Origin of the sequence: Streptomyces sp. NPDC002619, assembly GCF_042889305.1 — a bacterium.
In the GTDB taxonomy this organism is placed as follows: Bacteria; Actinomycetota; Actinomycetes; order Streptomycetales; family Streptomycetaceae; genus Streptomyces.
Genome location: NZ_JBIAQV010000003.1, coordinates 296103 through 322011, shown reverse-complemented (window position 1 = coordinate 322011; position 25909 = coordinate 296103). Strand labels below are relative to the sequence as shown.

The following is a 25909-nucleotide window of genomic DNA, read 5'->3' as shown; positions in this document are numbered from 1 at the left end:
GGGCGTCAGGCGCGTATGCCTCCGGCTGAGCAGCCGGGCCGCGGCCTCGGCGATCTCCTCCGGGGCGGCGTCCGGCCGAGCGGAGTCTGGGCGGTGAGGCGGTCGACGATGCCAGGGCCGACCGCGTCCCAGTCGTCGATCATCTCGGTGAGCGTGGTGCCGGGCACGACAGCGCTGACGCTGCTGCCCCGGGTCCATAGGTAGGCGCTACGGCGGCTGTCGGTGTCGGCGTCCAGGGCATGAACGTGGTGGGCGGCCAAGAGGTCGGTGCGTCCCGGCAGGGCCTGATGACCTGCCACGGCACGAGGGCCTGTCAGGAGACGCGAAGGCCCGACATGGACGCGGGTGAGGACCCGGTGTCATGGTGGATCGGTGTATGCGCGCCGGTGAGCGAGACGCCGCTGCCACCCCGGCGGGCTGCGACGATCTCCGCAGCGATGGACAGCGCAGTCTCCTCCGGGGTGCGGGCGCCGAGGTCGAGGCCGATCGGGGAGCGCAGGCGGGCCAGTTCGAGTTCGGTGACGCCGACCTCGCGCAGGCGCTCGTTGCGGTCCAGGTGGGTGCGGCGGGAGCCCATCGCGCCGACGTACGCGACCGGGAGGCGCAGGGCCAACTGGAGCAGGGGTACGTCGAACTTGGCGTCGTGGGTGAGGACGCACAGGACGGTACGGGCGTCGACGTCCGTACGGGCCAGGTACTCGTGGGGCCACTCGACGACGATCTCGTCGGCCTCGGGGAAGCGGGCCTTCGTCGCGAAGACGGGGCGGGCGTCGCACACCGTCACGTGGTGCCCCAGGAACTTGCCGACCCGCACCAGCGCCGACGCGAAGTCGATCGCGCCGAAGACGATCATCCGGGGCGGGGGGACGGAGGACTCGACCAGGACCGTGAGCGGCGCGCCGCAACGCGAGCCCTGTGCGCCGATCTCCAGGGTGCCCGTGCGGCCCGCGTCCAGGAAGGCACCGGCCTCGGCGGCGACCGTCCGGTCCAGTTCGGCGTGGGCGCCGAAGCCGCCTTCGTACGCGCCGTCGGGCCGTACCAGCAGGGCTCGGCCGGTCAGCTCGGCCGGGCCCGTGACGATCCGCGCGACCGCCGCCGCCTCCCCTCTCGCGGCGGCGGCCAGCGCGGACGCGACCACCGGCCGGACGGGAACGTCCACCCGTACCGGCGTGACGAGGACGTCGATGACGCCACCGCAGGTCAGTCCGACGGCGAAGGCGTCCTCGTCGCTGTAGCCGAAGCGCTCGAGGACGGTTTCGCCGTCCTGGAGCGCCTGCCGGCACAGCTCGTACACGGCGCCCTCCACACAGCCGCCGGAGACCGAGCCGATCGCCGTGCCGTCGGCGTCCACCGCGAGGGCGGCTCCGGGTCGGCGCGGGGCGCTTCCACCGACCGCCACGACGGTGGCCACGGCGAAGTCACGTCCCTGCTCGACCCACCGGTTCAGCTCGTCGGCGACGTCCAGCATCTCGGTCTCCTTGACAACGGTTGCGTGGAAGGGCGTTCGGGACGCGTCTAGTGCACGCCCAGCCAGCCCTCGATGGGGTTGAGCGCGAAGTACACCAGGAAGATCACCGTGAGGCCCCACATGAACGCCCCGATCTCACGGGCCTTGCCCTGGGCGGCCTTGATGGCGACGTACGAGATGACGCCGGCGGCCACGCCCGTGGTGATGGTGTAGGTGAACGGCATCAGGACGACCGTGAGGAACACCGGGATCGCGGTGGCCCGGTCGGCCCAGTCGACATGCCGGGCGTTCATCAGCATCATCGCGCCGATGACCACCAGGGCGGCCGACGCCACCTCCTGCGGCACGATCGCCGTCAGCGGGGTGAAGAACAGACAGGCCGCGAAGAGGGCGCCGGTGACGACCGAGGCGAGTCCGGTGCGGGCGCCCTCGCCGACGCCGGTCGCCGACTCGATGAACACGGTCTGGCCTGAGCCGCCCGCGACACCGCCGATCGCCCCGCCTGCGCCGTCGATGAACAGCGCCTTGGACAGGCCCGGCATCCGGCCCTTGTCGTCGGCCAGTTGGGCCTCGGTGCCGACGCCGATGATGGTCGCCATCGCGTCGAAGAACCCGGCGAGCACGAGGGTGAACACGATCATGCCGACGGTCATCGCGCCGACCTTGCCCCAGCCGCCGAACTCGACGTGCCCGAAGAGCGAGAAGTCGGGCATCGAGACCGCGCTGCCGTGCAGTTCGGGAGCGCCGGCGGCCCACTGCTTCGGGTCGATGGCCCCGGCGGCGTTGAGTATCGCGGCGACGATCGTGCCGCCGACGATGCCGATCAGGATGGCGCCGGGCATCCCGCGGGCCTGGAGCATGAAGATCAGGAGCAGCGTGCCGGCGAACAACAGCACGGGCCAGCCCGCGAGTTCGCCCGCCGGGCCCAGGGTCACCGGGGTCGCCTTGCCCTGGTGCACGAAGCCGGACTTGTAGAAGCCGATGAGGGCGATGAACAGACCGATGCCCATGGTGATGCCGTGCTTGAGCGCGAGCGGGATCGCGTTCATGATCATCTCGCGCAGACCGGTGACGACCAGGAGCATGATGACCACGCCGTACATCACACACATGCCCATGGCCTGCGGCCAGGTCATCTGCGGGGCGACCTGGGAGGACAGGACACCGGACACGGAGAGGCCGGCGGCGAGGGCGAGCGGCGCCTTGCCGGCGAAGCCCATCAGCAGCGTGGTGAGGGCCGCGGCGAACGCGGTTGCGGTGATCAGGGCCTTCTGGCCCAGCGTGTCCCCGGCCGCGTCCTTGCCGGACAGGATCAGGGCGTTGAGGAGGAGGATGTACGCCATCGCCATGAAGGTGGTGACGCCGCCGCGGACTTCTCTTGCGACGGTGGATCCTCGGTGGGATATGTGGAAGTACCTGTCGAGCCAGGACCTGCCGGCGGGGACGCGGGTTCCTTTGCCCGCGTCTTCGGATGTGGTCCTGGGCTCCAGTGACTGTTGGGTCATGGTGCCGTCTCCCAAGGTTCATAGGGGCTCCCGTACAACCGCCTTACCGGGCACGGGATTTGGGATGCGCACGACCCGGGGGACGGCCCAGGACGAACAGTTGGGGGCCTGGGGGACGTCGTCCCCCAGGAAAAAAATCACCGGTCGAAACCCCGGAGGGTCACGTTCCCGTCAGGTGTTCCGGGCGTACCGGAGTCCGATTCAGCTCGATCCCCGTCGCATTCCGAATGGCCGCCAGGACCGCCGGAGTTGACGACAGGGTCGGGGCCTCGCCGACGCCGCGCAGGCCGTACGGGGCGTGGTCGTCGGCCAGTTCGAGTACGTCGACGGGGATGGTCGGCGTGTCGAGGATGGTGGGGATCAGGTAGTCCGTGAAGGAGGGGTTCCTGACTTTTGCCGTCTTGGGGTCGACGATGATCTCCTCCATCACGGCGACGCCCAGACCCTGGGTCGTACCGCCCTGGATCTGGCCCACGACGGACAGCGGGTTGAGCACCTTGCCGACGTCCTGGGCGCAGGCCAGTTCGATGACCTTGACCAGGCCGAGCTCGGTGTCGACCTCGACGACGGCCCGGTGCGCGGCGAAGGAGTACTGGACGTGGCCGTTGCCCTGGCCGGTGCGCAGATCGAAGGGCTCGGTCGGCCGGTGCCGCCACTCCGCCTCGATCTCGACGGCGTCGTCACCGAGGACGTCGGCGAGTCCGGCCAGCATTTCGCCGCCGTCGGTGACCACTTTGCCGCCCTCCAACAGCAACTCGGCGGTCGCCCAAGCCGGGTGGTAGGTACCGAACTTGCGGCGCCCGAGCTCCAGCACCCGCTCGCGGACGAGCTCACAGGCGTTCTTGACCGCGCCTCCGGTGACGTACGTCTGACGGGAGGCCGAGGTCGAACCCGCCGACCCCACCTGTGTGTCCGCGGGTTGGATCGTCACCTGGGTGACGCCCAGCTCGGTGCGGGCGATCTGCGCGTGGACGGTGACGCCGCCCTGGCCGACCTCCGCCATCGCGGTGTGCACGGTGGCGACGGGCTCGCCACCGACCACTTCCATGCGGACGCGCGCGGTCGAGTAGTCGTCGAAGCCCTCGGAGAAGCCGACGTTCTTGATGCCGACCGCGTAGCCGATGCCCCGTACGACGCCTTCGCCGTGTGTGGTGTTGGACAGGCCGCCGGGCAGCTGCCGTACGTCGGCGCCCTCGCTGCTCTCCCACTGACGCTCCGGCGGCAGCGGCATCGCCTTGACGCGGCGCAGGAGTTCGGCGACGGGGGCGGGCGAGTCGACGGGCTGGCCCGTCGGCATGATCGTGCCCTGTTCCATGGCGTTCAGCTGCCGGAACTCCACCGGGTCCATGCCCAGTTGTTTCGCCACCTTGTCCATCTGCGCCTCGTACGCGAAGCACGCCTGGACCGCGCCGAAGCCGCGCATGGCGCCGCAGGGCGGGTTGTTGGTGTAGAGGGCGACGGCCTCGATGTCGACGTCGTCGACGACGTACGGTCCGATGCCGAGCGAGGCTGCGTTGCCGACGACCGCGGGAGACGCGGAGGCGTACGCGCCGCCGTCAAGCACGATCCGGCACTTGACGTGGGTCAACTTGCCGTCGTGCGTGGCCCCGTGCTCGTAGTACAGCCGTGCCGGGTGGCGGTGGACGTGTCCGAAGAAGGACTCGAAGCGGTTGTAGACGATCTTGACGGGCTTGCCGGTGCGCAGCGCCAGCAAGCAGGCGTGGATCTGCATCGACAGGTCCTCGCGGCCGCCGAACGCGCCGCCGACGCCGGCCAGCGTCATGCGCACCTTGTCCTCGGGCAGGCCGAGCACGGGCGCGATCTGGCGCAGGTCGGAGTGGAGCCACTGGGTGGCGATGTAGAGGTGGACGCCGCCGTCCTCGTCGGGCACGGCAAGGCCGGACTCGGGGCCCAGGAAGGCCTGGTCCTGCATGCCGAAGTAGTACTCGCCCTTGACGATCACGTCGGCGCGCTCCCGCGCGGCGGAGACGTCGCCGCGCACGATCGGCTGGCGGTGGACGACGTTCGGGTGCGGGACGTGGCCGATGTGGTGGTCGTCGCGGTTGTCGTGGACGAGGACCGCGTCCGGCGCGGTCGCGGAGGCCTCGTCGGTGATGACCGGGAGCTCGCGGTACTCCACCTTGATCTTGGCGGCGGCTCGGCGGGCGGTCTCCGGGTGGTCGGCGGCGACGATCGCGACGGGCTCGCCGTGGTGGCGTACCTTGCCGTGCGCCAGGACAGGGGTGTCCTGGATCTCCAGGCCGTAGTTCTTCACCTCGGTCGGCAGGTCGTCGTACGTCATGACGGCGTACACGCCGGGCGTGGCAAGGGCCTCGCCGGTGTCGATCGACACGATCTCGGCGTGGGCGACCGTGGAGCGCAGGATCTGGCCCCACAGCATGTCCTCGTGCCACATGTCGGACGAGTACGCGAACTCGCCGGTGACCTTGAGGGTGCCGTCCGGGCGGAGCGTGGACTCGCCGATGCCGCCGCGGGTCTGCGAACCCTGGGTGATCTTCGTGGGAGCGCCGTTCGTCGGCATGGTCAGACCTCCTCTCCCTGCCGGGCGGCCGCAAGGCGGACCGCGTCCATGATCTTCTCGTAGCCGGTGCAGCGGCACAGGTTGCCCGACAGCGCCTCGCGGATGTCCGCGTCGGTCGGGTTCGGGTTGCTCTCCAGCATCTCGTCGGCGGCGACGAGCAGACCGGGCGTGCAGAAGCCGCACTGGACGGCGCCGGCGTCGATGAACGCCTGCTGGATCCCAGAGAGCGCTGCGCGCGGGGATGAGCCGGTGCCTTCGCCGGTCTGGGAGTCTGTGCCCTTTGCGGCCCTCCCCCAGGCTTCGCCCGGGGGGACCCCCAGCTTGGCCTCGTCGAGCGAGGTTCCGCACGAGCGCTGCCTGGCGAAGTCCGCGAGCCCTTCGACGGTCACGACCTCGCGGCCCTCAACCTGCCCCGCCGCGACCAGGCAGGAACACACCGATACGCCGTCCAGCCTGACGGTGCACGACCCGCACTCGCCCTGCTCGCAGGCATTCTTGGAGCCGGGCAGGCCCAGGCGCTCCCGCAGGACGTACAGGAGGGACTCGCCCTCCCAGACGTCGTCGGCCTCCTGCGGACGTCCGTTGACGGTGAAGTTGACGCGCATTACGCAGCTCCCTCCGAGGTACGGGTGCCGCGGTACGACTCCCAGGTCCAGGTGAGCGTCCGGCGGGCCATGACCCCGACCGCGTGGCGGCGGTAGCTCGCAGTGCCCCGGACGTCGTCGATCGGGTTGCAGGCGGCGGCGCACAGGTCCGCGAACTGCTTGGCGACCGACGGCGTGATGATCTTTCCGTTGTCCCAGAAGCCGCCCTCGTCGAGCGCCGCGTTCAGGAAGTCCTCGGCCGTCCTCGCCCGGACCGGGGTCGGGGCGGCGGAGCCGATGCCGGTGCGGACCGTGCGGGTCTCGGGGTGCAGGGCGAGGCCGAAGGCGCAGACCGCGATGACCATGGCGTTGCGGGTGCCGACCTTCGAGTACTGCTGCGGGCCGTCCGCCTTCTTGACGCGGACGGCGCGGATCAGCTCGTCGGGGGCGAGCGCGTTGCGCTTCACGCCGGTGTAGAAGTCGTCGATGGGGATGAGCCGGGTGCCGCGCACCGACTCGGCCTCGACCTCGGCGCCCGCCGCGAGGAGAGCCGGGTGGGCGTCGCCGGCCGGGGAGGCGGTGCCGAGGTTGCCGCCGACGCCGCCGCGGTTGCGGATCTGCGGGGAGGCGACCGTGTGCGAGGCGAGCGCCAGGCCCGGCAGCTCGGTCCGGAGGTGCTCCATGATCCGGGTGTACGGGACGGAGGCGCCGAGCCGTACGGTGTCCTCGCCGACCTCCCACTCGTAGAGGTCGCCGACGCGGTTCAGGTCGAGCAGGTACTCGGGCCGGCGGTGGTCGAAGTTGATCTCGACCATCACATCGGTGCCACCCGCAATCGGCACAGCGGTGGGGTGCTCGGCCTTCGCGGCGAGCGCCTCCTCCCAGCTGGCGGGGCGAAGGAAGTCCATGACCGGCTCTCTTCTTCGTCTCGTGGTCATACGCAATGAGCCAGTTCGTGTGCGGCGGGCCCGGCTCGTTCATGTGCTGTTTACGCGGAGTGGACTCAGTACACAGGGCCGTGCTCCGACGGGGTCAGTCACGGAAACCATGAAGGAGTTGGCTGGCCAGCACGGGCATCTTGTAGATTCGTATGAACGGAGGTCATCAGTAACCTCCTCGTTTTCCGATGGAAACGACAACGGGCCCCCGCCCCACCGGCCCCTTGCAAGATTCATCGTAGTTTTCGAGACAAAGATCGGCGGCGACGAGATGCGGCTGCGCGCTCTGCTGGACACCGACGCGCTGGGCCTGCGGCTGCTCGGCGGCGAGGACGAGCTGGACCGGACGGTACGGGGTGTCATGACCACCGACCTGCGGGACCCCAGCCGCTACCTCTCGGGCGGTGAGCTGGTGCTGACGGGCCTGGCCTGGCGCAGGGACGCCGCGGACTCGGAACCTTTCGTACGACTCCTCGTGCAGGCCGGTGTGGCGGCCCTGGCGGCCGGCGAGGCGGAGCTGCGGGACATCCCCGACGACCTGGTGCTGGCCTGCGCCCGGCACCGGCTGCCGCTGTTCGCGGTGGACGAGTCGGTGGCGTTCGCGACGATCACGGAGCACGTCGTACGGCAGGTGTCCGGCGAGCGCGCCGGGGACCTCGCGGCCGTGGTCGACCGGCACCGCCGGATGATGACCTCGGGCCCGGCCGGCGGCGGCCCGGACGTCGTGCTGGACCTGCTCGGCTCCGACCTGGACCTGCGGGCCTGGGTGCTCTCCTCCACCGGGCGGCTGATCGCGGGCTCCAAGGTCGCGGGCCCCGCGCTGTCCGCCGAGATCTGCGCCCGGCTCGCGGCAGAGCAGCTGGCCGGCGCCCGCACGGGCCGCCGGGGACCGCACCGGATCCTGCTGGACGACGCCACGTACTCGCTGTTCCCGATCCGCGCCGGCGGCCGCTCGTCGCAGGGCTCGCGGGACGTGCGCGAGACCGTACTGTCGGACTGGCTGCTGGCCGTCGAGGCGGACGCCGGTGACTGGGCGGAGGAACGGCTGGATCTGCTCCAGGGCGTCACCCAGCTGATCGCGGTCGAGCGGGACCGCCGGGACGCGGCGCGCACGGTGCGGCGGCGGCTCGCGCAGGAGGTCCTGGAGCTGGTGCAGACGGGCGCGGCACCGGCCGAGATCGCGGCGCGACTGCGGGTGGCGGCGCCGGTGCTGCTGCCGGGGCTGGGTGCCGCTCCGCACTGGCAGGTCGTCGTGGCGCGGGTCGAGTGGGACGGCGCCGACGTCGAGGGCGGTCCGATCGCCCAGTCGCTCCTCGAGGAGATCCTGGTCGATCCGCTGGCCACCGGTCCCGAGCCGTCCGACCGGATAGCGGTCGCCCACACCGGCGACGAGGCGGTCGCGCTGGTCCCGCTGCCGGCGGTGTCGTCCGAGCACGACGGCTCCGAGGCCGGGATCCTCGCCGACGCGCTCCTGGACGCCGTACGGGAGCCGCTGTCGGCGGGGCTGAACGACGACGGGCGGGTCACGCTCGGCGTCAGCGCGGCCGTGCACTCGGCGGAGGGGCTGCGCGGGGCGCTGGAGGAGGCGCGGCACGCCCGCCGGGTGGCCGCGGCGCGTCCGGGCCGGGTCTGTGCGGCGGGCCACCAGGAGCTGGCGTCGCATGTGCTGCTGCTGCCGTTCGTGCCGGACGACGTGCGCCGGGCCTTCACCGCGCGGCTGCTCGATCCGCTGCGCGACTACGACCGCCGGCACCGGGCCGAGCTGATCCCGACGCTGGAGGCGTTCCTGGACTGCGACGGCTCCTGGACGCGCTGCGCCACCCGGCTCCACCTGCACGTCAACACGCTGCGCTACCGGGTGGGGCGGATCGAGCAGTTGACGGGACGGGACCTGTCGCGGCTGGAGGACAAGCTCGATTTCTTCCTCGCGCTGCGCATGAGCTGACGTAACACAGGGGTGGGGCTGGTGGGTCCCAAGTGGCGCGCCTTCCCACGACTTTGTGAAATCCTTCACCTACCCCCTTGGCCAGGCCCCTGCATTGGTGCTGGAATGCCGCCACCACTCAACAGCTCAATGGCGTGCTCGGGGAGGGCAACGTGGCGCATTCCGCCATGTCTGGTAACGGAACGACCGCCGGTGACGATCCGCTCCAGACCGCGGTATGGCGATTGCGCTCGCGGGCCTGCTGGGCCGACGCGGCCGCCCTGCTCCGGCCGGACACCGCCGCGGCCGCGCTCCAGCGGGCCGTGCTGCTGGTCGAGCGGTGTCTGTACACCGAGCGGGGCTGGGCGGAGGCCGAGGACGCGCTGCGTACGGCGGAGGCGCTGGCGCAGACCGACGAGGAGCGCGGTGCGGCCGCTTGTGAACGCGGGCAACTTGCGTACTCGGCCACGCTGCACGGGGTGCGGGACCGGGCCGACGAGGCGCGGGCGGCGCTCGGGCGTGCGGCGGCGCTGATCCCGCCGGGGGCGCCGGGCAGGGCGCTGCTGGACTTCCGCCGCGGTCTGCTGGCGGAGAACCTCGCTCGCTCCCCGCAGGCGGCCCGCGCCGCCTACCGGCGCGCGCACGCGGCCGCCGACGCGCACTCCGACCCGCTGCTGCTGTCCTTCACCTGGCGGCATCTGGCGGGACTCGCGCTGCGGGACGGCGAGTTGGCGGAGGCCCGGCACGGCTTCGCGGAATCCCTGCGCATCCGGGAGGAGTTGGGCTACCTGGTGGGCACGGCCCCGGCGCTCGCATCCCTCGCCGACACCGAGTCCGAGCCGGAGGCGTCCCGCCTGCGGGAGGAGGCCCGTCGGCTGTTCCGGCTGCTCGGCGGCGTACCGACGTGGCTGGCCGAACAGTTGGCTCCACCGGCACCGGGGGCGGCCACGGCCTGAGCGGGGGTGCGGAGGCGGTGACGCGTGGGCTGAGAGGTGACTGAGAGGTTCCTGTGCCAAACTGCGGAACCCCGACCTCCGGAGGAACCCCCCATGAGTCTCGTCAACGGGCTGCCCGCGCATGTCCTGCTCGTCCATGTCGTCGTCGTGCTCGTACCGCTGGTCGCGCTGGCCCTGGTGATCTGCGCGCTGTGGCCGAGCGTCGCCCGTCGGCTCGGTGTGCTGCTGCCCCTGCTCGCCCTCGTGGCCCTCGCCGGTGTGCCGCTGACGACGCAGGCGGGCGAGTGGCTGGAGAAGCACGTCGCAAGCGACACGCTGGTACGGCGCCACGCCGAGCTGGGTGACGGGCTCCTGCCTTGGGCTTTGGGCCTGTTCGTCCTGGCGGCCGTGGTGTGGTGGGCGAGCCGCAGGCCGGCCGGCACGGCAACGGACGCCGCGCCGGTCACCACGCGCTGGACCGCGCTGCCGGTGCGGATGACCGTGGCGGTGCTTTCCGTGGCCGTGGCCGCGGGCGCGGTGGTCGACGTCTACCGCATCGGCGACTCCGGCGCGAAGGCCGCATGGCACGACGGCTTCTCCAAGACGGCGACGAGCACGGGGGCCGAGGGCGGCAACGGCGACTGACTTCCCCGGACCCGACGGGCGAAGCCCGCGTGGAGGCGGGCGCGCACCCGGCGTGCGAGGGCCGTTGGCCGCCGCCCGCCCGGCGTGACAAGGCCGTCGGAGCAGGCGCCGTAGCGGCGGAGCCTTCGCGCGAAGGCCGTGGACGGCAGAACCGTGCCGCCGCGTGAGGTTCGCGCGGCCGCCCGGGGGCCGTCCGCCTCCGCGGTCCTTCGGCCTGGCAACGCGAGGAACCCCGTCGTTCACGGCCGACACGTCGACGCCTCCGCCGTACCGCTCAGACCGCTCCCCAGTGTTCCGCCACCAGCGCCGGGACCACGTCCAGGTCTCTCGTCAGCAGGGCATCCAGCAGCGCCGTGTGTTGCGACGCGTTCGTGAGGAGTTCGGCGGAGTCGGGGCGGAGTGGGCCGCCGACCAGGGGCCACTGGGAGCGGCGGTGGAGGTCGCCGGCGATCTGGACCAGCTGTTCGTTGCCGGAGAGGGACAGGACCGCGCGGTGGAAGGCGCGGTCGGCCTCGGCATAGGTGGCGCGGCAGCCGGAGGACGCGGCGCGCACCGTGTCGTCGGCGAGCGGCCGTAGCTCGGCCCAGCGCTCGGCCGGCACCGTACGGGCCAGCCTCAGCACCACCGGCACCTCGATCAGCGCCCGGACCTCGGCCAGTTCGGACAGCTCGCGCGCGCCCCGCTCGATCACCCGGAACCCGCGGTTGGGCACGACCTCGACGGCGCCCTCCAGCGTGAGCTGCTGCATGGCCTCGCGCACCGGCGTCGCGGACACCCCGAACCGCTCCCCGAGCGCCGGCGCCGAGTACACCTCGCCGGGCTTCAGGTTGCCCGTGACCAGTGCGGTGCGCAGGGCGTCCAGGATCTGACCGCGCACCGAGGACCGCTGGACGACGGGCCGCGGCCGGGGAACGGGCGGCTCGCTGTGCGTGTGCTCACCCCGGGCGGCCGGCGCAGCGGCACCGCGCTCCCGGGTCGCGTCCGCGGCGTCCACGGCCCGCGTCTGCTGCGGCACCCGTACCGCATCCGCTCCCACGCACGGCTCCGGAACCCCCGTCCCGGCAGAGTGCACGCCCTGCTGCACGGGGTCCTCCTCCGGGGTGTCGGCACTGGGGTCATTAGCACTGTTTGTCACTCGTCCGTCAAGCACCTTAGGCGCATGGGGCGACAGTTCAAATTCCGAGCGATGCGAATAAGGTAAGCCTTACTTTCCTTGCCCCGCCCGCGATCACTGATCGGTGGTTCCGTCATGCCTGCTCCGGCCTCGGCCGTCACCGCCGCGTACGCCCGACTCACCGAGGTCTACGTGGGACTGGCTGTGACGGAACTGACTGCCGAGGACCCCGACCCGAGCGGCGACGGCTGGACCGCCGCGGCCGCGCTCGCGGCGGGCGGCCCCGACCTGGACGCGTTCCTGGCGTGGGACGAGGCGCAGGTGCTGCGCGACTACGGACAGCGGGCCCGCCCGGACGTCGTGGCGAGCTTCGGCCTGCACCGCTATGCCTGGCCCGCCTGTCTGCTGATCACCCTCCCCTGGTTCCTGCACCGCCGGGTGCCGCGCCTCCCGGTCACCCACGTCTCGTACGACCGCACCGCCGGCCGCATGGCCGTCCGCCCCGCCTCCTTCGCCTGCCTCCCGGACGACCCGGCGGCGGCGCTTCCCGGTGCGGCCGTCGTACCGGACGAGGAGGCGCTGCGGGCCGCGGTGCGCGCGGCGGTCGCGGAGCACCTGGAACCGGTCCTCACCGGGTTCGGGCCGCGCATGCGGCGGCGTGGGCGGGCGCTGTGGGGCATGGCGACCGACGAGGTCGTCGAGGGGCTGTGGTACGTCGCCTCGCTGCTCGGCGCGGACGAGGAGCGGCGCGCCGTGCGCGAGCTGGAGCTGCTGCTGCCGGGGTCGACCGAGCCGTACGTAGGGTGCGCCGCCTTCCGCGTACTGACCGGTCCGGGCGGCGAGTCGCTGCCCACCCGTGACCGGGCGAGCTGCTGCATGTTCTACACGGTGCGGCCGCAGGACACCTGCGTCACCTGCCCGCGCAACCGCGACGCCGACCGCATCGCCAAACTCACGGCGGCAGGTGCGGCTTGAGGCCCCCTCAGGCCGGAGCACGGTCCGCTCTCCACTAAGATCAACGGCGAGTGGCACACCCGTACGGTTACAGCTGATTCACAACTTCCTCACTTGTCACGGGAACTTTCCGCGGAACCATCCGTACGGGTAGTCTTATTCGAACTCAACTCCCGTCCGTCAAGCGGCAGTTCGAGCAGAACGCCGCCCTGGGCACCCCCTCACACCTCCTCGGCGGGCTCCTGCCCCGAAACCCCGTGAGGGCTTGTGGAATTGGGCCACTATGGCGGGCGTCACGCCCTATCCCCATGCAAGGGACCCAGATGAGAATGACCGACATATCGCTGACCTGGCTGCTTCCGGGCGCCGTATTGCTCCTGGGCCTGCTGGCGGCGGTGGCGGTGCTCGCGCGAGGCAAGCGCCCCTCCGGGGACAACGCGAGCGCGGACGACTCGTGGGAGCGCAGCGAGGAGCGCCGCAGGCGCAAGGAGGCCATCTACGGCACGGCCTCTTACGTGCTCCTGTTCTGCTGTGCGGCGGTGGCCGCCGCCCTCTCCTTCCACGGCCTGGTCGGCTTCGGTCAAGAGAACCTCGGCCTCAGCGGCGGCTGGGAGTATCTGGTGCCGTTCGGCCTGGACGGTGCGGCGATGTTCTGCTCCGTGCTCGCGGTGCGCGAGGCCAGCCACGGCGACGCGGCCCTCGGTTCCCGGATCCTGGTGTGGACGTTCGCGGGCGCGGCGGCTTGGTTCAACTGGGTGCACGCGCCCCGGGGCTTCGGCCACGAGGGCGCCCCGCAGTTCTTCTCCGGCATGTCCCTCTCGGCGGCCGTGCTCTTCGACCGCGCGCTGAAGCAGACCCGCCGGGCCGCGCTGCGGGAGCAGGGCCTGGTGCCGCGTCCGCTGCCGCAGATCCGTATCGTCCGCTGGCTGCGGGCCCCCCGCGAGACCTACAAGGCCTGGTCGCTGATGCTCCTGGAGGGCGTGCGCAGCCTGGACGAGGCGGTCGAGGAGGTGCGCGAGGACAAGCAGCGCAAGGACGAGGCCAGGATGCGGCGGCGGGACCAGCAGCGGGTCGAGCGGGCGCAGCTCAAGGCGATCAGCCGGGGGCACCGCGGGTTCATCGGCCGGGGCGGCGGACGGCAGCTGGAGCCGCAGGCCCTGGAGGCCGCGCCCGCCCAGGCCTCCACGGAGCCTGCCCCAGCGGCGCCGGAGCAGCTGCCCGTGCGTTCTCGGCCGGACCTGCAGCCCGTCCGCAAAGGGCCTGACCCGATCACCGTCGACCTGACGGTGGAGGACGACACCATGGCCCTGCCGCGGCTCGACTCCCTGGAGCGCAAGCTCAAGGACCTTGAGCAGCAGTTCGGCTGACATCGGCTGACAGGCCGACACCGGACACCACCGGACGGGCGCGTGACCACCTCGGTCACGCGCCCGTCCCGTTTCCGGCGGCGTGCGTCTCAGGCGGCTTCCGCGCCGAGTTCGAACCAGACCGCCTTGCCCACTCCGTGAGGCCGTACGCCCCAGGCGTCCGCCAGGGACTGCACCAGGACCAGTCCCCTGCCGTGCGTGCCCTCGTCGGCGTCGGGCGCGCACAACCGCGGCCTGCGGGCCACGAAGTCCCGTACCTCCACGCGCAGTCCACGCGGTCCGACGACGGCCGTCAGGACGGCGTCGTGGTCGGTGTGGACGAGCGCGTTGGTGACGAGTTCGCTGGTGAGCAGTTCGGCTATCTCCGAGCGGCCCGGTTTCCCCCAGTGCCGCAGGAGTTCGCGCAGCGCCCTGCGCGCCTCGGGGACCTCTCGCAGGTCCGACCGGCCCAGTCTGCGCCGCAGTTGCGGCGCGCGGGTCCGGTTTCTGACGTCGTCGGTGTCTTCCCCCGCCGCTTTCACCGAGGAGGCCCCGATGGTCACGGGACCGACCCCTCGCGCATGCCTTTTCATGACCCCCGCCCGCACGCTGTTTTCCGGTTCCCCTCCTGACCGAACACGTTCACGGAGATCCATGCCCCGTGAGCCCGGGCGCAGTCATGTGGAATCGTCAACGACCGAGGGATCGGCCACGGTTGTACGGCCGCTGGGTCAAGGCTCGAGTCCCGCCGTACCAAAGAATCATTCGAAGGCGGCACCATGCGTCGGCCGGCCGCCCCGTCCCGGTGAGACAGAGCGGCCGGTTTCCTGCCCGGGCTGCCCGGCAGAGTCCGTGAAACTGGCTGAAATCGCTTGCTTCCCGGCACCGGCCTCAGGGCCGGGGCACGTTGCGCAGATTGGAGCGGGCCATCTGCACCATGCGCCCGACGCCGCCGTCCAGCACCATCTTGGACGCGGACAGCGCGAACCCTGTCACCATCTCGGCGCTGATCTTCGGCGGGATGGACAGCGCGTTGGGGTCGGTGACGACGTCGACCAGGGCGGGCCCCTTGTGCTTGAAGGCCTCCTTCAGGGCGCTCGCGAGCTGTTTGGGCTTGTCGACCCGGATGCCGAAGGCACCGCAGGCGCGGGCCACGGCGGCGAAGTCCGGGTTGACGTTGGTGGTGCCGTACGAGGGCAGGCCCGCGACCAGCATCTCCAACTCGACCATGCTCAGCGCGGAGTTGTTGAAGAGGACGACCTTGACCGGCAGGTCGTACTGCACGAGCGTCAGGAAGTCGCCCATCAACATGGCGAATCCGCCGTCGCCGGACATCGACACGACCTGCCGGCCACGGTCGGTGAACTGCGCCCCGATGGCCATGGGCAGCGCGTTCGCCATCGAGCCGTGCGAGAACGAACCGATCACGCGGCGGCGGCCGTTGGGCGAGATGTAGCGGGCGGCCCAGACGTTGCACATGCCCGTGTCGACCGTGAACACGGCGTCCTCGTCGGCGGTCTCGTCCAGTACGGCGGCCACGTACTCGGGGTGGATCGGGACATGTTTCTCGACCTTGCGGGTGTAGGCCTTGACCACGCCCTCGAGCGCGTCGGCGTGCTTCTTCAGCATCTTGTCGAGGAAGCGCCGGTTCTCCTTGGTGCGCACGCGCGGAACGAGACAGCGCAGGGTCTCGCGGACGTCGCCCCACACGGCCAGATCGAGCCGGGAGCGCCGGCCGAGCACCTCGGGCCGTACGTCGATCTGGGCGATCTGCACGTCGTCCGGGAGGAAGGCGTTGTACGGGAAGTCGGTGCCGAGCAGGATCAGCAGGTCGCACTCGTGGGTGGCCTCGTAGGCGGCGCCGTAGCCGAGGAGCCCGCTCATGCCGACGTCGTACGGGTTGTCGTACTGGATCCACTCCTTGCCCCGCAGGGCGTGTCCGACGGGTGACTTGATCTTCCCGGCGAACTCCATGACCTCGGCGTGCGCGCCCGCCGTGCCGCTGCCGCAGAAGAGGGTGACCTTCTCGGCCCGGTCGATCATCTCGACGAGCCGGTCGATCTCGGCGTCGCCCGGGCGCACTGAGGGCCGTGAGGTGACGAGGGCGCTCTCGGCGGCCTTCTCCGGGGCAGGCTCGGAGGCGACGTCGCCGGGCAGGGACACGACGCTGACGCCGCTCTGACCCACCGCGTGCTGGATGGCGGTCTGCAGCAGCCGGGGCATCTGCTTGGGGTTGGAGATCAGCTCGCTGTAGTGGCTGCACTCGCGGAAGAGCTGGTCGGGGTGGGTCTCCTGGAAATAGCTCAGGCCGATCTCGCTGGAGGGGATGTGCGAGGCGAGGGCGAGAACGGGCGCCATGGACCGGTGGGCGTCGTACAGGCCGTTGATCAGGTGGAGGTTGCCGGGGCCGCAGGAGCCGGCGCAGGCGGCCAGCTTCCCGGTGATCTGGGCCTCGGCACCGGCCGCGAAGGCGGCGGTCTCCTCGTGGCGTACGTGGATCCAGTCGATGGCGGAATTGCGGCGGACGGCGTCGACGACCGGGTTGAGGCTGTCACCGACGACGCCGTAGAGGCGGCGCACACCGGCGCGGGCGAGGATGTCGACGAACTGCTCGGCGACGTTCTGTTTGGCCATGGCTCTCATATGCCCCTTCGGTCTTGCGGTGATCCGTCCGAGGTTTCGGGGTGGTCGAGTTCCATGAATCCACAGGGGCCGCGGTTACGCCTCCCAAACGGCCGCAACCGTACGGTCGTCCGCGTACCCCTTCACCCTCACCTGTGTGTCCGCCAGGAACGCGGCCAGGCCGGGCGGGGTGCCGCCGGACCAGCGACGGGCCAGGTAGGCGCAGAGGGCGGGTTCACCGCGCAGCGGTTCGGCCAGCCCGCCGCTGCACATCAGCAGCGCGTCACCCGGGCGGGCGACGGAGGCACGGAAGCGGAAGGGTTCGCGGGGCGGCTGGGGGGCGGGCTCGTACGGGCTGGGCGGCGTCGGAATACCGAAGTCCATGGTGAGCCGGTCCCCGTCCGGGGTCTCGGCCGGCAGCGAGCCGAAGCCGACGACGGGCTCCCCGGCGGCGTCGTCGGCGCTGACACGGGGCTCGATGTCCTGCCACTCACCGCCCCGCAGCCGGAACAGCCCGCCCTGGCCGACACCGAAGAACACGCGGGTACGGCACTCCGGGTCGGCCGGGAGCAGCAGACAGCGCAGGCTGGCCGCGTACTCCTCCGGTTCGATGCCCTGCTCGCCCGCGCTGGCCCGGAGTTTGCCGAGGCTGCGGTCGGTGAGCCGGTGCAGGCCCGACTTCAGGTCTCCGCGGCGGGCGGCCCTTATGTCCTCGACGAGCCTGAGGTGACTGCGCCCCACGGCCCGCCCGATCCACTGGCACGCCTCGGCGGCGGACCGGTGCGCACCCGGGGTGGCCCGCGCGCCCGTGGCCAGCGCCACGAGAATCAGCGCCTGCTCGCCGCTCCCGAACCGGGCGGTGAGCAACGAATCGCGCCGCGGCTCACCCCGGTACCGCGCGGAGTCCCCCCGCACGGACACGGCCCGCAACGTACAGGCCCCGTACCGCGCCCCGTCAAGGACGGTGTCCGCCACAAGTTCGTCCAGCTCGTCGGGATCGGCGGGCGGCAGGGCGGTGGGTTCGGCGTCGTATGTGGGCGGCCCGGAACCGACGTAGTCGACGGCGGCGGCCGGGGGGAGGTCCGGGTGGGTGGAGGTGGGAGGGGTGCTCCGCGGGGCAGGGGTCGGCGGGGTCGGAGGCTCTGCCGTGTCGAGGTCCAGGGCGATGCCCCGCCGGGCGGGTGGGGCGGTGGCCTCGGGGGCCGGGTCCGCAGTGGGTGCTGTCGACTCCGGCTCGGGTGTTTCCGGGTCCGCCGAAGGGGGTTGGAAGATGTCCGATGGGACGCGGGACGCGGGCACGGACGCGGAGGTCGGCGGACCAGGCGGTGTCACGCCCGGGGGTTCCATGGCCACGCGCGGCCATCGCGGGACGGCCTCGGCCTCGTCCTCCGCCTCGTGCGCGGAAACCGGCGCCCCGGAAGAGGGCGCCGGTGATGCGCCACCCAAGTCGGTCTCCGGCGCGGCGTCGTCCGCCGCACCCGTTTCCCCTGTCACTGTGTTCGCTGCCGAGGCGAACCGGTCGTCCAGGGAATCCGCCGCGGCCGTCGGCCCCGTGTCCTCGGTGGAGTCGTCGTACAGCTGACCCCACCACTCGTCCTCGTGACGGGCTGGCCTTCCCCCCTGCTGGCTCATGCCCCTGATTGTCCACCGCACGGGCCGTATGAAAACGGGGCATCCCGAAATTCGGGCGCACCCGACCGTTTCACAGGCGTGTCGAGGGACGCGGCGAACTGCCGTACGAGACAAGGCGGCAGGGAAACGCAAGGGGGAAACAGGTCGCCGGGCGGCTCCACCCCCCACGGGAGAACCGCCCGGCGACTCGGAGTGGCCCGGCCCCATGTCCCCTTCACGCGCTTGCGCGCTCATGGGCCCGGGTCACCGTCTCCGCGGCCGAGTCGCCGGCCGTGTCCGCCGGGCCGACCAGGGCATGCCTTGTCTTCCTGCGGCCCGGCCGGTGGGACACGCACTCGGTGATCGATACCGCCGTGACGACACCTTGGCAGAGTGACCGGTGATACAGCGATGATGTGCCGAGGCGGGTTTGCGCCGTGGCCGATTTCCGCCATGGCGCGCATCCGGGGGTGTTGTCTTAAGGGGAGGGACGAGGGGCTGATGCTGGCAGCGATCGGTCTGGACGAGACGCACGAGTCCGCGTACCGGGCACTGGTGTCCGTGGGCGCGGCCGACGTGCCCGACCTGGCGCGGCGGCTGGCGCTGGCCGAGCACGACACGGAGCGCGCGCTGCGCAGGCTGGAGCAGCACGGGCTGGCGGCCCAGTCCTCGGCGCGCCCCGGCCGCTGGGTCGCGGCGCCCCCCGGCGTAGCTCTCGGCGCGCTGCTCACCCAGCAGCGGCACGAGCTGGAGAAGGCCGAACTGGCTGCGGCGCTGCTGGCGGAGGAGTACCGCGCGTCGGCCACCGAGCCCGCCGTGCACGACCTGGTCGAGGTGGTCACCGGCGCGGCCGCGGTGGCGCAGCGGTTCCTGCAGATGCAGCTCGCCGCGACCGAGGAGGTGTGCGCGCTGGTCACCGACAACCCGATGGTCGTCTCCGGCATGGAGAACGACGCCGAGGAGCAGGCGGTCGGCCGCGGGGTGCGCTACCGGGTGGTGGTGGAGCGGTCGGTCCTCGACCTGCCGGACGGGATGTTCCAGCTGACTGCGGCGCTGGGCCGGGACGAGCAGGTGCGGGTGGTGGACCAGGTGCCGACCAAGCTGGTGGTGGCCGACCGTTCGCTGGCGATGGTGCCGCTCACCTCGCGCAGCGCGGAACCGGCCGCGCTCGTGGTGCACGCGAGTGGTCTGCTGGAGCTGCTGTCCGGACTGTTCGAGTCGGTGTGGCGGGACGCGCTGCCGCTCAGGCTCGGCACGTCCGGGGTCACCGAGCAGCAGCCGGACGGCCCCGACGGAACCGACCTGGAGGTGCTGTCCCTGCTGCTGGCGGGGCTGACGGACGCGAGCGTCGCCAAACAGCTCGACCTGGGCCTGAGGACCGTACAGCGGCGCGTGAAGCGCCTGATGGAGCTGACCGGGGTGACGACCCGGCTCCAGCTCGGCTGGCACGCGTACGAACGCGGCTGGGTGTCCCGTGACATCCACGACTGACCGGTACGACGTCCACAGCTGACGGGTATATGGCCTGCGCCGTCGCGCCGGGTCCGGCACCCTGGGCAGATGGGAGTGTCGGAACTCCTGCTGGTCGGCCTGATCCTCGTGCTCGGCCTGTGCGGAGTGCTGGTGCCCGGGGTGCCGGGGTCGTGGCTGGTGTGGGCCGGAGTCCTGTGGTGGGCGCTGCAGGATCCACGGCCGGCGGCCTGGGGGGTCCTGGTGGGGGCCACCGCGGTGCTGCTTCTGGCGCAGGTGGTGCGCTGGGCGCTGCCGCCCCGGCGGCGGCTGCGCGCCAGCGGCGCGACGCCCCGGATGGAGGCGTACGCGGGGCTCGGAGCGTTCCTCGGCTTCTTTCTGCTGCCGGTGGTGGGCGCGATCCCCGGCTTCATGGCCGGGATCTACGTCCACGAACGGCTGCGGCTCGGCGGTCACGGCGAGGCGATGGCCGCGCTGCGTACGACGATGCGCTCGGGCGGCTCCAGCGTGCTGACCGAGTTCTTCGCCTGTCTGCTGATCCTGGGGGCGTGGCTGGTCGCCGTCATCCGGGGCTGACGGCTCGGTCCATGACGTCGACATCGAAGGCGTCGGCCAGGGCCCGCATCCCCGCGTCGTTGAAGTGCAGATGGTCGTCGGGGTCGTAGGCGGGCCGGATCCGGTCCGGCCGTATCGAACCGGCCGCCCTTCTGCCCCGGCACGGACAGCGAGGTCAGCGCGCCGCCCGGGCCGGCGGTGAGGAGGAGGGAGCCGAGGGGCCCGTCCACGCTCGTCCAGTACGTCGGTTCGAGGCTCATACCGATTCCAACTCTCGCTCTGTGTCCAGGTGTTGCAGGGCGTAGGACCGCCAGGGCCGCCAGCCGTCGGTGGCGCTGTCCGGCATGTCCCGGCCGGGCGGGATCACATCGGGATCCCCAAGGGCACGTACGCGGATCAGGGCGACGACGGCCGGGTCCATCCCGGGCAGGGCGAGCAGAGCCGCCTCCGCATCGTCCCGGTCGGCGCCCGGGTCGAGGCGTACGGTGCCGTCGGCGAGCGCGGCGGCGAGTGCGCCGAGGGTGCCGCCCGACTCGGCCTCGGCGAGGACGGCAGGCTCGGGGAAGAGGTGGGTGAGGCTGCCGCAGGGGGCGTCGAGTGCCTTGCCGTAGCGCAGCACCAGCCGCTCGGCCGCGGCTCGCCCGACGAGCGCCCGTACGGCCAGTTCGGCGGGGTCGACGGTGCCGGGTGAGCGCAGTCCGGGCCGGGCGGCGACCAGCGAAGCGAGCCGCTCGTCACTGCCGAGCCGCTCGTCGACGGCGTAGGGGTCGGCGTCGAGGTCGAACAGCCGCCGCAGCCGCTGCACAGCCGTGGTCAGGTCGCGTGGGTCGGTGAGGTGCAGCCGGGCATCGAGCCAGCCGCCCGGGTGTGCGGCGGGCCCGCCCTTCGAGGCGCCGGTCCGTTCGTCGACGGCGACGGTCCCGGTGCCGTACGGCAGCCGCAGGGTGCGCCGGTAGGTACGGCGGCCGCGCCCGCCGCTCACCTCCTCGACCCCGCTCACGGCCTCGCGCTCCAGCAGGTCGAAGACCGCGCCCGCCTGGTACGGCCCCCGGTACGCGAGCCTCAGCGGAATCCCCGCGCCCCGGCGCGTACCCCGTCCGCGGGGCGCGGTGGCGCGCAGTTCGCTCGGTGTCGCGGCGTACACGGCGCGGATCGTGTCGTTGAACTGCCGCACGCTGGCGAAGCCGGAGGCGAACGCGATCTCCGTGATCGGCAGGTCGGTCGTCTGCACGAGCACGCGCGCGGTGTGCGCCCGCTGCGCCCGGGCCAGTGCGACCGGACCGGCGCCGAGTTCCGCGGTGAGCTGCCGCTGGACCTGGCGTGCGCTGTAGCCGAGCCGCGTGGCGAGCCCGGCGACACCCTCCCGGTCCACGACCCCGTCGCCGATCATCCGCACGGCCCGCCCCACGACGTCGGCCCGCACGTCCCAGTCGGCGGAGCCGGGCACGGCGTCCGGGCGACACCGGCGACACGCCCGGAAGCCGGAGCCCTGCGCGGCGGCGGCGGTCGCGAAGAACCGCACGTTCCGCCGCTTGGGCGTCACCGCCGGACAGCTGGGCCTGCAGTAGATCCCGGTCGTCTCGACGGCGAAGAAGAACTCACCGTCGAACCGGGCATCCCGGCTCCGCACGGCCTCGTACCTGCTGTCTTCGTCCATCACGCCTTCCAGTCTGCGGGAGGGACGAAGCCGGGGCTGGCGGAAATCGGACGCGGCGCTGGGACGGCCGACGTCAGCGCGAACGCCCGCGCTCGGACGGTCGGGCGTGCGCAAACGTCCGTGCGCGGGCCATCGGGCGTCGGCGCCAACCCCCGCCCACGGACGGTCGGGCGACAGTGCCGACGCCCGTGCTCGGGCCATCGGGCGTCGGCGCCAACCCCCGCCCACGGACGGTCGGGTGACAGTGCCGACGCCCGTGCTCGGGCCGTCGCGGGCCGGCGCCGGCGTGTGCGCACAGACCGCTGGGCCACAGCGCCAACGCCCACACTCGAACCGTCGCGCGTCAGCACCAGCCCCCGCCCTCGGCCGGTCGCGGGTCAGCGCCACCGGCCGCGCTTGGCCTCCATGGCCGCCTTGCCCTCCGCCCCCTTCCGCTTCCAGTCCCGCCGCAGCTCGGCACGGACTCGGGCATCGGTCTTGGCGGTGATCCACTGGTTCTCACGGATGAGCTTGCGGTAGCTCTCCAGGCGGCGGAACGGCAGATCCCCGTTCTCGACGCCGGCCAGGACGGCGCAGCCGGGCTCGCTCTCGTGCGCGCAGTCGTGGAACCGGCACTCCCGTGCCAGCTCCTCGATCTCGGAGAACACCTGGCCGACCCCGGTCTCGGCGTCCCACAGCCCCACGCCCCTCAACCCAGGGGTGTCGATGAGAACGCCCCCACCGGGCAGGGCGAGCAAATTCCGGGTGGTGGTGGTGTGCCGCCCCTTGCCGTCGACGTCCCGCGCCGCCCGGACGTCCATCACGTCCTCGCCGAGGAGTGCGTTCGCGAGCGTGGACTTGCCGGCGCCGGACTGCCCGAGCAGCACGGAGGTGCCCCCGCCGACGGTCGCGACGAGGACGTCGAGCCCGTCGCCGTGCAGAGCGCTGACGGTGAGCACCGGCACTCCGGGGGCCGTCGTCTCCACGTCCTGGACGAGGTGCGCGAGCGTCACCGGGTCGGGCACGAGGTCGGCCTTGGAGAGCACGACCACGGGCTGCGCCCCCGACTCCCAGGAGAGTGCTGACGTATGCAGCGGTGCCTCACCACCCGAACCGGACATGGCGAGCGCCAGAAACCGTTCGATCCGCCCGAGGTCCAGTTCGACCGCGAGTGACACACAGATGACGACGTAGTCGATGTTGGTGGCCAGCACCTGACCCTCGGAGCGCTTGGACGACGTCGAGCGCACGAAGGCGGTACGGCGTGGCAGCAGGGTCCGCACGTACAGCGGGTCGCTGCCTTCGGGGTCGACGGCGACCCAGTCCCCCGTGCACACGACCTTCATCGGGTCCCGGGGGACGACGAACTCGGTGTCAGCGCGGACGGTGCCAACCGGGGTGATGACGTCGCACAGGCCACGGTCGACCCGCACGACACGGCCGGGCAGAAGACCCTGCTCGGCGTAGGGAGCGAACTCCGCTTCCCAACCCTCGTCCCAGCCGTACAGGGCGAGAGGGTGCGAGGAAGTTGAAGAAGCCGAAAGAGAAGAGAAATTCAAGGGAAACCCTTCACAAGGGCGGCCCCGGCCCCGCGCAAGTGTGCGCTGGGAGAAAAGGTCAGCCGGAGACCACGGAGGTGGAGTGGACGATCTTCTGGTTGCGGGCAGCGCCCATCACAGAGACAGCCATCGGTCACACCTCCCGTTTCACACCTGGCCGACAGCGGCAGCCAACGGCCACCGCGCGAAGCGGTCCTCAGCCTAGGAGCGCGCGCAGTTGGGCGCTACCCAATATCCGGCAGACCATCGAGACGTCCTGGCTGCTCCCTCCTCACGGGTCTGCGCTTGCTGGGTGTCAACCAGGTCCCGAGGCACGTGAACGCGATCCTCCACGCGAGGGCCTCGCACGCCCCGTCGTAGGCGTCGCTCAGCACAGTTCGGGTGGTGTCCGGCACCGAGAGCAGTCCGACCCGGTACGGGCCCTGCGCGCGTCGAGCCCGTCGGCACGAAACTCCCTCCCCTGACCGCGTGCCCGTACGGCATCCCTCGCGATTCGTACGGCGAGGGCGACGAGCGGTAGCCGACGTCGAGGCAGGTGGGCTGAACCAGGGCCGGCGCAGCCCACCCGCTATTACGGGGCAGGTCCGCCAAGCTAACGATCCACGATTTCCTGAATTCAGAAATTTATGTACTGTTGTGCTGTGCTGACTGTTGCCTCCGACATCGAAGTGCTGGCCCGGTTCGGCCGCGCGCTCGCTGACCCGATCCGCTGCCGCATCCTGCTCGCGCTGCGCGAGGCCCCGGCCTACCCCGCCGATCTCGCCGACGCGCTCGGCATCTCGCGCACCCGGCTCTCCAACCACCTCGCATGCCTGCGCGACTGCGGTCTGGTCGTCACCATGCCCGACGGCCGGCGCACCCGTTACGAACTGGCGGACGAGCGCCTCGGTCACGCGCTGGACGACCTGCGTGCCGCTGTGGTGGCTGTCGAGACCGACCGCACCTGTGCCGACGCCGACGACAAGGGATGCTGCTGATGACCGCAATATCCCTCGGCCCATCCCCGGCCCGCCGAGACGTACTCGCCCGTCGGATACGTCTGCTGGTCGCGGCGACCATCACCTACAACGTCATCGAGGCGATCGTCGCCATCACCGCCGGCACTCTCGCCTCGTCCACCGCTCTGATCGGCTTCGGCCTGGACTCGGTCATCGAGGTCTCCTCCGCCGCCGCGGTGGCCTGGCAGTTCTCCGCCCGCGAGCACGCCGTGCGCGAGGCGCGAGAGAAGACAACGCTGCGGATCATCGCGCTGTCGTTCTTTGCGCTCGCCGCCTACGTCACTGTCGATGCCGTCCGCGCGCTGATTGGTACGGGGGAGGCGGAGCGCTCCATCGCCGGCATCGTGCTCGCCGCCCTCTCTCTCGCGGTCATGCCGTTCCTGTCAGCAACTCAACGCCGCGCGGGCCGTGAACTCGGCTCCGCCAGCGCGGTCGCCGACTCCAAGCAGACCCTGCTGTGCACGTATCTCTCGGCCGTGCTCCTGGTCGGCCTGGTCCTCAACGCCACCCTCGGCTGGTCCTGGGCCGATCCCATTGCCGCACTCGTCATCGCCGCCGTTGCCACAAAGGAAGGCCGTGACGCCTGGCAGGGCAAGGGCTGCTGCGCGCCCTCCGCGGTGGCGGTTCCAACCATCGACACCGAGGGGGACGGCGCGTGCGGCTGCCGCCCAGGCTGCGATTGCTGTAACTGACTGTCCGCAGAAGCCCAGCGGGCGCTGGGGCTGACCGCGAGACGTCCCCCAATGTTCAGTGATCTTCGTCAGCTCCCCAGCGCGAGGAGGGCCGCTACGGCGGAGGTCAGTGCGAGCACGGCGAACAGGCCGGGATAGCCGCCGAGCGGTCCGGCGAGCGCGGCTCCTGCGAACGGCGCCAGGGCTGCAGGGCGGCAGCGATGGTGGCTGGGGCGGCCAGCATTCCGGACAGGCGACCGTAGTGGGTGGTGCCCCATCGGTCGGTGACGGCGGTGGCTTGGAGCCTCGCTGGTGTGGAGGTCGGCCATCGGCGGATCAGCAGCAGCCGCCCGCGACGGGCGGTTCCTTCGCGTCGACGGCGGCGTCGGCGGGGCCCACGCAGCAGGTGCTGCCCTGTTGCTTGGCCAGGGTGTCGGCGTCGGCCTTGACGACGTACACCTCCCAGGGTTCCTGGCCGGGGCCGTGGACCCAGACCTTGTCCTGGAGGGCGTAGCAACAGGTGGTGTCGTCCTCCACGTCGGTGGCCAGGCCGGCCTCGCCCAGGCGGGCGGTGGCGGCGTGCACCGCCTCGGTGCTCTCGACCTCGACGCCGAGGTGGTCCATGCGGGTCGCCTCACCTGCGGTGCCCTCGATGAGGACGAGCTTGAGCGGGGGCTCGGTGATGGCGAAGTTGGCGTAGCCGTCGCGGAGTTTGGCGGGCTCGGTGCCGAAGAGCTTCGTGTAGAAGGCGACGGACTCGGAGAGGTCGGGAACGCGGAGGGCGAGCTGTACGCGGGACGTCATGGCGAACCTCCTTGGGTGGGTGGGATGT

The 25909-nt window shown here is 71.7% G+C and carries 22 protein-coding genes and 1 pseudogene; 9 read left to right on the top strand and 14 right to left on the bottom strand.

Annotated features, from left to right (window positions below; genetic code table 11):
* Nucleotides 1–5 precede the first annotated feature (5 nt).
* From ACFYXB_RS08645 to ACFYXB_RS08620, 6 genes are all read right to left on the bottom strand, one after another.
* Entirely contained in the window at nucleotides 6–299 is a 294-nt protein-coding gene (locus ACFYXB_RS08645; RefSeq protein WP_351348948.1) for a hypothetical protein, read from the bottom strand.
* Nucleotides 300–313: 14 nt separating this feature from the next.
* Nucleotides 314–1468 carry an XdhC family protein gene (locus tag ACFYXB_RS08640; RefSeq protein WP_389579251.1) on the bottom strand — a complete coding sequence of 385 codons (1155 nt, stop codon included), beginning with the start codon at nucleotides 1466–1468 and terminating at the stop codon, nucleotides 314–316.
* Nucleotides 1469–1515: 47 nt separating this feature from the next.
* Nucleotides 1516–2973 carry an NCS2 family permease gene (locus ACFYXB_RS08635; protein WP_389579248.1) on the bottom strand — a complete coding sequence of 486 codons (1458 nt, stop codon included), beginning with the start codon at nucleotides 2971–2973 and terminating at the stop codon, nucleotides 1516–1518.
* A 160-nt stretch (nucleotides 2974–3133) separates the two neighbouring features.
* A complete protein-coding gene (locus ACFYXB_RS08630) occupies nucleotides 3134–5515 on the bottom strand; it encodes a xanthine dehydrogenase family protein molybdopterin-binding subunit (RefSeq protein WP_389579246.1) in 2382 nt (793 codons plus the stop codon).
* Nucleotides 5516–5517: 2 nt separating this feature from the next.
* Nucleotides 5518–6120 carry a (2Fe-2S)-binding protein gene (locus ACFYXB_RS08625; RefSeq protein WP_389579243.1) on the bottom strand — a complete coding sequence of 201 codons (603 nt, stop codon included), beginning with the start codon at nucleotides 6118–6120 and terminating at the stop codon, nucleotides 5518–5520.
* Nucleotides 6120–7007: a xanthine dehydrogenase family protein subunit M gene (locus ACFYXB_RS08620; protein ID WP_351348960.1), complete on the bottom strand. Its 888-nt coding sequence runs from the start codon at nucleotides 7005–7007 to the stop codon at nucleotides 6120–6122. The genes ACFYXB_RS08625 and ACFYXB_RS08620 overlap by 1 nt, the downstream gene beginning before the upstream one ends.
* 301 nt (nucleotides 7008–7308) lie before the next feature.
* Here ACFYXB_RS08620 and ACFYXB_RS08615 point away from each other — a divergent pair, with 301 nt between their 5' ends.
* The 3 genes from ACFYXB_RS08615 to ACFYXB_RS08605 all read left to right on the top strand — a co-directional run bounded on the left by ACFYXB_RS08615 (nucleotide 7309) and on the right by ACFYXB_RS08605 (nucleotide 10541).
* The gene (locus ACFYXB_RS08615; protein WP_389579240.1) at nucleotides 7309–8982 is read left to right on the top strand and encodes a PucR family transcriptional regulator; all 1674 of its coding nucleotides are present in this window, start codon (nucleotides 7309–7311) and stop codon (nucleotides 8980–8982) included.
* A 167-nt stretch (nucleotides 8983–9149) separates the two neighbouring features.
* Nucleotides 9150–9917, top strand: coding sequence for a hypothetical protein (locus ACFYXB_RS08610; RefSeq protein ID WP_388503148.1), 768 nt, complete (start codon nucleotides 9150–9152; stop codon nucleotides 9915–9917).
* Nucleotides 9918–10010: 93 nt separating this feature from the next.
* Complete coding sequence (locus ACFYXB_RS08605; protein WP_389579238.1) at nucleotides 10011–10541, top strand: DUF2231 domain-containing protein; 531 nt, start codon at nucleotides 10011–10013, stop codon at nucleotides 10539–10541.
* Nucleotides 10542–10815: 274 nt separating this feature from the next.
* On the opposite strand, the gene ACFYXB_RS08600 is transcribed toward ACFYXB_RS08605, so the two are convergent.
* Nucleotides 10816–11625, bottom strand: a complete 810-nt coding sequence (locus ACFYXB_RS08600; protein WP_389579549.1) for a GntR family transcriptional regulator — start codon at nucleotides 11623–11625, stop codon at nucleotides 10816–10818.
* 165 nt (nucleotides 11626–11790) lie between these two features.
* On the opposite strand from ACFYXB_RS08600, the gene ACFYXB_RS08595 reads away from it, so the two are divergent.
* Together ACFYXB_RS08595 and ACFYXB_RS08590 are read left to right on the top strand one after the other, a co-directional pair.
* Complete coding sequence (locus tag ACFYXB_RS08595) at nucleotides 11791–12630, top strand: (2Fe-2S)-binding protein (RefSeq protein WP_389579236.1); 840 nt, start codon at nucleotides 11791–11793, stop codon at nucleotides 12628–12630.
* Nucleotides 12631–12932: 302 nt separating this feature from the next.
* The gene (locus ACFYXB_RS08590) at nucleotides 12933–13976 is read left to right on the top strand and encodes a DUF2637 domain-containing protein (protein WP_388503155.1); all 1044 of its coding nucleotides are present in this window, start codon (nucleotides 12933–12935) and stop codon (nucleotides 13974–13976) included.
* Between the two features lie 89 nt (nucleotides 13977–14065).
* Here ACFYXB_RS08590 and ACFYXB_RS08585 read toward each other — a convergent pair whose 3' ends face one another.
* The 3 genes from ACFYXB_RS08585 to ACFYXB_RS08575 form a co-directional block, all read right to left on the bottom strand.
* A complete protein-coding gene (locus ACFYXB_RS08585; RefSeq protein WP_351348980.1) occupies nucleotides 14066–14518 on the bottom strand; it encodes an ATP-binding protein in 453 nt (150 codons plus the stop codon).
* Between the two features lie 328 nt (nucleotides 14519–14846).
* Nucleotides 14847–16589: a pyruvate dehydrogenase gene (locus ACFYXB_RS08580; RefSeq protein WP_351348984.1), complete on the bottom strand. Its 1743-nt coding sequence runs from the start codon at nucleotides 16587–16589 to the stop codon at nucleotides 14847–14849.
* 84 nt (nucleotides 16590–16673) lie between these two features.
* Nucleotides 16674–18209 carry a protein phosphatase 2C domain-containing protein gene (locus tag ACFYXB_RS08575; protein WP_389579231.1) on the bottom strand — a complete coding sequence of 512 codons (1536 nt, stop codon included), beginning with the start codon at nucleotides 18207–18209 and terminating at the stop codon, nucleotides 16674–16676.
* 480 nt (nucleotides 18210–18689) lie between these two features.
* On the opposite strand from ACFYXB_RS08575, the gene ACFYXB_RS08570 reads away from it, so the two are divergent.
* On the top strand, nucleotides 18690–19679 hold the full coding sequence (locus ACFYXB_RS08570; RefSeq protein ID WP_389579228.1) for a helix-turn-helix domain-containing protein: 990 nt from the start codon (nucleotides 18690–18692) through the stop codon (nucleotides 19677–19679).
* 69 nt (nucleotides 19680–19748) lie between these two features.
* Nucleotides 19749–20234 (top strand): DUF456 domain-containing protein, encoded by a 486-nt coding sequence (locus tag ACFYXB_RS08565; protein WP_389579226.1) that lies wholly within the window; start codon nucleotides 19749–19751, stop codon nucleotides 20232–20234.
* Nucleotides 20235–20353: 119 nt separating this feature from the next.
* Here ACFYXB_RS08565 and ACFYXB_RS08560 read toward each other — a convergent pair.
* The 3 genes and pseudogenes from ACFYXB_RS08560 to rsgA form a co-directional block, all read right to left on the bottom strand.
* Nucleotides 20354–20473: pseudogene (locus ACFYXB_RS08560) on the bottom strand (cysteine methyltransferase); the annotation flags it as partial.
* Nucleotides 20470–21870: a DNA-3-methyladenine glycosylase 2 family protein gene (locus ACFYXB_RS08555; protein WP_389579546.1), complete on the bottom strand. Its 1401-nt coding sequence runs from the start codon at nucleotides 21868–21870 to the stop codon at nucleotides 20470–20472. The gene ACFYXB_RS08555 and the pseudogene ACFYXB_RS08560, both read right to left, overlap by 4 nt.
* 377 nt (nucleotides 21871–22247) lie before the next feature.
* Nucleotides 22248–23408, bottom strand: a complete 1161-nt coding sequence (gene rsgA, locus ACFYXB_RS08550; protein WP_351348998.1) for a ribosome small subunit-dependent GTPase A — start codon at nucleotides 23406–23408, stop codon at nucleotides 22248–22250.
* A gap of 641 nt (nucleotides 23409–24049) precedes the next feature.
* On the opposite strand from rsgA, the gene ACFYXB_RS08545 reads away from it, so the two are divergent.
* Nucleotides 24050–24385 carry an ArsR/SmtB family transcription factor gene (locus ACFYXB_RS08545; protein WP_388503171.1) on the top strand — a complete coding sequence of 112 codons (336 nt, stop codon included), beginning with the start codon at nucleotides 24050–24052 and terminating at the stop codon, nucleotides 24383–24385.
* On the top strand, nucleotides 24385–25098 hold the full coding sequence (locus ACFYXB_RS08540) for a cation transporter (RefSeq protein WP_389579222.1): 714 nt from the start codon (nucleotides 24385–24387) through the stop codon (nucleotides 25096–25098). The genes ACFYXB_RS08545 and ACFYXB_RS08540 overlap by 1 nt, the downstream gene beginning before the upstream one ends.
* 315 nt (nucleotides 25099–25413) lie before the next feature.
* Here ACFYXB_RS08540 and ACFYXB_RS08535 read toward each other — a convergent pair whose 3' ends face one another.
* Complete coding sequence (locus ACFYXB_RS08535; protein ID WP_389579219.1) at nucleotides 25414–25881, bottom strand: ArsI/CadI family heavy metal resistance metalloenzyme; 468 nt, start codon at nucleotides 25879–25881, stop codon at nucleotides 25414–25416.
* Nucleotides 25882–25909: the final 28 nt, after the last annotated feature.

What these genes read in the sequence shown, in the direction of transcription:
- ACFYXB_RS08640 (WP_389579251.1), bottom strand. Translation starts at nt 1,468, where the DNA reads ATGCTGGACGTCGCCGACGAGCTGAACCGGTGGGTCGAGCAGGGACGT.
- ACFYXB_RS08540 (WP_389579222.1), top strand. Translation starts at nt 24,385, where the DNA reads ATGACCGCAATATCCCTCGGCCCATCCCCGGCCCGCCGAGACGTACTC.
- ACFYXB_RS08615 (WP_389579240.1), top strand. Translation starts at nt 7,309, where the DNA reads ATGCGGCTGCGCGCTCTGCTGGACACCGACGCGCTGGGCCTGCGGCTG.
- ACFYXB_RS08570 (WP_389579228.1), top strand. Translation starts at nt 18,690, where the DNA reads ATGCTGGCAGCGATCGGTCTGGACGAGACGCACGAGTCCGCGTACCGG.
- ACFYXB_RS08635 (WP_389579248.1), bottom strand. Translation starts at nt 2,973, where the DNA reads ATGACCCAACAGTCACTGGAGCCCAGGACCACATCCGAAGACGCGGGC.
- ACFYXB_RS08595 (WP_389579236.1), top strand. Translation starts at nt 11,791, where the DNA reads ATGCCTGCTCCGGCCTCGGCCGTCACCGCCGCGTACGCCCGACTCACC.
- ACFYXB_RS08555 (WP_389579546.1), bottom strand. Translation starts at nt 21,870, where the DNA reads ATGGACGAAGACAGCAGGTACGAGGCCGTGCGGAGCCGGGATGCCCGG.
- ACFYXB_RS08605 (WP_389579238.1), top strand. Translation starts at nt 10,011, where the DNA reads ATGAGTCTCGTCAACGGGCTGCCCGCGCATGTCCTGCTCGTCCATGTC.
- ACFYXB_RS08625 (WP_389579243.1), bottom strand. Translation starts at nt 6,120, where the DNA reads ATGCGCGTCAACTTCACCGTCAACGGACGTCCGCAGGAGGCCGACGAC.
- ACFYXB_RS08580 (WP_351348984.1), bottom strand. Translation starts at nt 16,589, where the DNA reads ATGGCCAAACAGAACGTCGCCGAGCAGTTCGTCGACATCCTCGCCCGC.
- ACFYXB_RS08620 (WP_351348960.1), bottom strand. Translation starts at nt 7,007, where the DNA reads ATGGACTTCCTTCGCCCCGCCAGCTGGGAGGAGGCGCTCGCCGCGAAG.
- ACFYXB_RS08575 (WP_389579231.1), bottom strand. Translation starts at nt 18,209, where the DNA reads ATGAGCCAGCAGGGGGGAAGGCCAGCCCGTCACGAGGACGAGTGGTGG.
- ACFYXB_RS08565 (WP_389579226.1), top strand. Translation starts at nt 19,749, where the DNA reads ATGGGAGTGTCGGAACTCCTGCTGGTCGGCCTGATCCTCGTGCTCGGC.
- ACFYXB_RS08590 (WP_388503155.1), top strand. Translation starts at nt 12,933, where the DNA reads ATGAGAATGACCGACATATCGCTGACCTGGCTGCTTCCGGGCGCCGTA.
- ACFYXB_RS08535 (WP_389579219.1), bottom strand. Translation starts at nt 25,881, where the DNA reads ATGACGTCCCGCGTACAGCTCGCCCTCCGCGTTCCCGACCTCTCCGAG.
- ACFYXB_RS08610 (WP_388503148.1), top strand. Translation starts at nt 9,150, where the DNA reads ATGTCTGGTAACGGAACGACCGCCGGTGACGATCCGCTCCAGACCGCG.
- ACFYXB_RS08630 (WP_389579246.1), bottom strand. Translation starts at nt 5,515, where the DNA reads ATGCCGACGAACGGCGCTCCCACGAAGATCACCCAGGGTTCGCAGACC.